At 62.2% G+C, this 4055-nt stretch carries 2 protein-coding genes and 1 pseudogene; all 3 read left to right on the forward strand.

Translation table 11 applies throughout. The features are described from left to right. Positions 1-776 (forward strand): annotated as a pseudogene (locus tag EOA79_RS30315) (DUF1403 family protein); the annotation flags it as partial. A 5-nt stretch (positions 777-781) separates the two neighbouring features. Continuing rightward, positions 782-1474: an SMC-Scp complex subunit ScpB gene (locus tag EOA79_RS30320; RefSeq protein WP_091600266.1), complete on the forward strand. Its 693-nt coding sequence runs from the start codon at positions 782-784 to the stop codon at positions 1472-1474. Between the two features lie 698 nt (positions 1475-2172). Beyond that, positions 2173-4047 (forward strand): Qat anti-phage system ATPase QatA, encoded by a 1875-nt coding sequence (gene qatA / locus EOA79_RS30325; protein ID WP_127334814.1) that lies wholly within the window; start codon positions 2173-2175, stop codon positions 4045-4047. The last annotated feature ends 8 nt before the right edge of the window (positions 4048-4055 follow it).

Raw genomic sequence — 4055 nt, forward strand, 5'->3', positions numbered from 1 at the left:
GGCTGCGGTCACGGCACGGCAGGCAGGGCGCGTCGAGGACGAAGCGGCCTTGCGCGATGCCGTATTGCTCACAAGACCGGGCGGCAATGTCGGTCCCGCCGGCCTTTTCTTTCTTGCTTGGCGGCGGCTGGCATCTCGGCCAGCGGACGATCTGCTAACGGAGAAAAATGTCGCGGCGGTGCTGGAAGATCTAGGTCTCACGCTCAACGATGAGGCGGTCAGCGATCTGACGGACGATCTGCGACAGCTTGCCGCCAACACCGGCACGGTCGAAACGCTGGTCGGGGCCTTCGCGGCCGCGGAGCGTTACGGCCTCCGGCGCGTTCTCGGAGCCTGGCTTGCCGATGTCTTGCTCGCGCAGCGGCTAGGCTGGACACATGCAATCCCTTTGTTGGGCGCCAAAGCGACCTTAGTTGTGGGTACGTGCCGGGCGCGTCGACCAGTGACTGCCGCTCTGGCTGCCGGCGCCGAAACGGAAGCCGATTGGGCCAAAAGCCTGCTGGCCGCGCAGGCGCGCGCTGCGCTGCGCGCCATTGATCTTTTCGCCGAACTTGAGCGCCGGGCGGACCGGCTGCTTGCGGTTGCGCCGAAACTCAGGGCCAAGGCGGCGGACGTCGTCGTGGAAAAAGCTGCTCTCTGACGACGCGATCGTCGCCTCAGAACAAATCGCCGGCATGAGCGATCGCGGCCTGCGCCGCCTGTTCGACCGGCTGGTCGAGCTCGGTGCCGTGCGTGAATTGTCCGGCCGCGCTACCTTCCGCATCTACGGGCTGTGAAGACAATGGCGGAGAGTGCACGTAGGCGAGGAGGGAGCCGGCCAGATGACCGTCGATCAGCTGACCAGCTGTTTGACCGGGAACTGGATCATCTGCCGCCGGAAGCGCGTTGGCGTGAATGGATGCACCGGGTCGAAGCAACGATCTTCGCCGCTAGCGAGCCGGTCGACCGCGAAATGCTCGCCCGCATCGTCGGGAAAAGCTGCAGCATTGATCTTCTCATCGACGACATCCGCGAGGAGCTGCGCGGCCGCCCTTACGATCTGGTTTCGGTCGCCGGCGGCTGGAAACATTTGACCCGGCCTGCCTATGCAGACGCCATCCGTGCTGCTGTAGGTGGAAGTGGGAAGACGGCCGACCTTACGCAGTCGGAGGTTTTGGTGCTGATGTGCATCGGCTACTTCCAGCCGATCACCCGCGCCGAACTGTCGTCTTTCTTCGGCAACGAGATCAGTCGCGATTTTATTGGTCATCTGCGCGGTGCCGGCCTGATCGCTTCCGGTCCGCGCAGCCCAACGCCGGGCGCGCCCTACACCTATGTGACGACAAAAGAATTCCTGCTGGAGTTCGGGCTCGACACGCTGCGCGACCTGCCGGATTTCGAAGCCCTCGAGGACGCTGGACTGCTCTCGAAGGAGAAGCTACTCGCAGGTGATATCATGCCAGGATTATACAACGACGAGGAAGAGCATGCTTAGCGTCGGCACTGATGAATAATACGCTGCCTGGCCGGTGGCCGCAGTTCGCGGCGTCCTCAACAGGATCTACGACCGGGGTTCGCGAGATGACGTGAGGAGACGCTGTCGGGCGTGGGGCGTTGCCTAGAAAATGGTGGGGGGAAATATGCCTGTAGCTCGTATTGAACGTGTCATTGGCGGTTTGGTAACCGCGTGGGCCGAGCCCGGTTCTGATGGCTACTTTGCCTGCCATCACTTTGGATCTAACGTGCATCCAGCCCACCTCTCCAGTTTGGATGAGGTGGCGGATTTCCTACGTTCGCATCTCGGCAGCGGTGTTCGCATGAACCCCGGCTGGGTCAAGATTGTACGGAACATCCACATCGATGGGGTTTTGCTCCGCTGATCGGCGCGAGCCGTTCTGGAGAGCCAAAAACGCCGGTGGCGGTGAATGATGGGTCACTCGCAGGCGCGCTGCCTGGTGTGAAGTTGTATCCATCGAGAGTGCTATTTAAGCCGCCGGACGGACCCTGGATAAGCAAATCATCCCAAGAAAAATCCTAGACAAATCATGAGACGGCGCTTCTAATTGCTGAGCCGACCGAAATAGCGGGTTGCGCATGTCTCTCAGTGCTTTGGGGGTTATTGCGAGAGACAGATTGCAATTCTGAACTCTGTTATAACGGCAAGGATACCCAGGGTTTGGGGGAGGGGATTTCGTGATTATCGCGGATAATGAAACCGCCATCGACTACCTGTATTACGAGACGGTCGCTAAAACGGTCGTCAAGCTGATCAGGCAGAAGTCGAAGGAACCGTTGACGATCGGGTTGCACGGCGACTGGGGAGCGGGCAAATCCAGCACGCTGCTGATGATTGAGTCGGCATTCAAGGGACAGACAGACACCCTGTGTGTCCGGTTCAACGGCTGGCTGTTTGAGGGATACGACGACGCGAAGGCGGTGCTGATCGAGACGATCGTCGCAGCCCTCCTCAAGGAGAGGTCCGGGATCGCCAAGGTGGCGGACAAGGCCTGGGACGTCCTGAAGGCCGTCAACTGGATGAAGGCCGCCCGCACCGCAGGCAGCCTGGCGTTCACCATGGCGACCGGGATCCCCGGTCCGGACCTGATCCAGGGGATTGGTTCGATCGCGGGCAAGGTGATTAGCGATCCCAAGGCCTACCTGACCGGCGACGTGTTCAACAAGGTCATGGACGGTGCGGCGGAGCATTTTAAGGAGGCCGCACCTTCCGAGACGACGCCGCAACGGATGCACGCCTTTCGCGAAGACTTCGAGGAGCTGCTGGAGCGCGCCAAGGTCGACCGGCTGATCGTCTTGATCGACGACCTCGATCGATGCCTCCCGCAGACGGCGATCGCCACGCTGGAGGCTATCCGCCTGTTCTTGTTCGTGCCGAACGCGGCGTTCGTCATCGCGGCTGACGAGGGCATGATTGAATATGCCGTGCGCAACCACTTTCCCGATCTCCCGGCGGCGGCGGGGCCTACAAGCTACGCGCGCAACTACTTGGAAAAACTCATCCAGGTTCCGTTCCGCATGCCGGCACTTGGCGCGTCGGAGACCTTGGTCTATCTCACCTTGCTGCTCTATCTGGCCTCCGGCGTCAGCGACAGTTCGGTGGAGTTCAAGAGCCTACTCGAGGTGGCGCGCAAGGCCTTGCAGCGGCCCTGGCTGGGCACCGGCTTCGACCGAGACAAAATCAAGGCGAGGCTGGGGTCCATACCCTCCGATCTGGATGCCGCCCTGCAGCTTGCGGCGGAGATTACGCCGATCCTAACCGAGGGCGCCCACATCAAACGCTTCGTCAACACCATGGCCCTGCGCGTCGAGATCGCCAGCGAGCGCGGCTTCCAGGACGATATCAAGCAATCCGTCTTGGCCAAGCTGATGTTGGCGGAGCGATTCGCCCCGGAACTGTTCAACGCGATCGCCCGCGACGCGTCCGCTGACGGCTCCAAGACCATCTCGATCCTCGAGCGGAAGGTGACCTCGAAGGGTGGCAAGGACGCCGATGATGATCCCATGGCCGACTGGCCCAACATCGAGTGGGTCAAGCGCTGGGCGGCGATCACCCCGCCGCTGAACGGCATCGACCTGCGGCCCTACGTGTTTGTCAGCCGCGACCGCAGGACGTCCGCCGGCATCGGTGTCGCCGGCGGCCCCGTGGAAGCCATGATCGAGCGGCTGGCGACGTCGACTCTCGGCGTCACGCAGGTGACGAAGGCCGAGGTGGCTGCGCTCACGCCCGAAGATGCCAACCGGGTGTTCCAGGGCCTCGTGACGAAGATTGATCAGACCGAAGATCTCGGCAAACGGCCGCCGGCGGCCGAGGGTCTGGCGCGCCTTTGCGGAGACCGGCCGGAACTGCGCGAACCGCTGGTTGCATTCCTCGGACGACTGCCGGTGAGCAAGATCGGCGGGTGGGTGGTTAGCGGCTGGGGTGTGGCGGTTGAGGGTCCGCAGGCGCAAGAGTTCGCCGAGCTCGTGGGAGAGTGGGCAACGCAGACCTCGAACAAGCCACTGAGCGTCGTCGCGTCGCTGCAGCTGAACCCGAAGTCGAAGAGAAAGTAACATGGGAA

The organism is Mesorhizobium sp. M1A.F.Ca.IN.020.03.2.1, assembly GCF_004023205.1.
Lineage (GTDB): Bacteria > Pseudomonadota > Alphaproteobacteria > Rhizobiales > Rhizobiaceae > Mesorhizobium.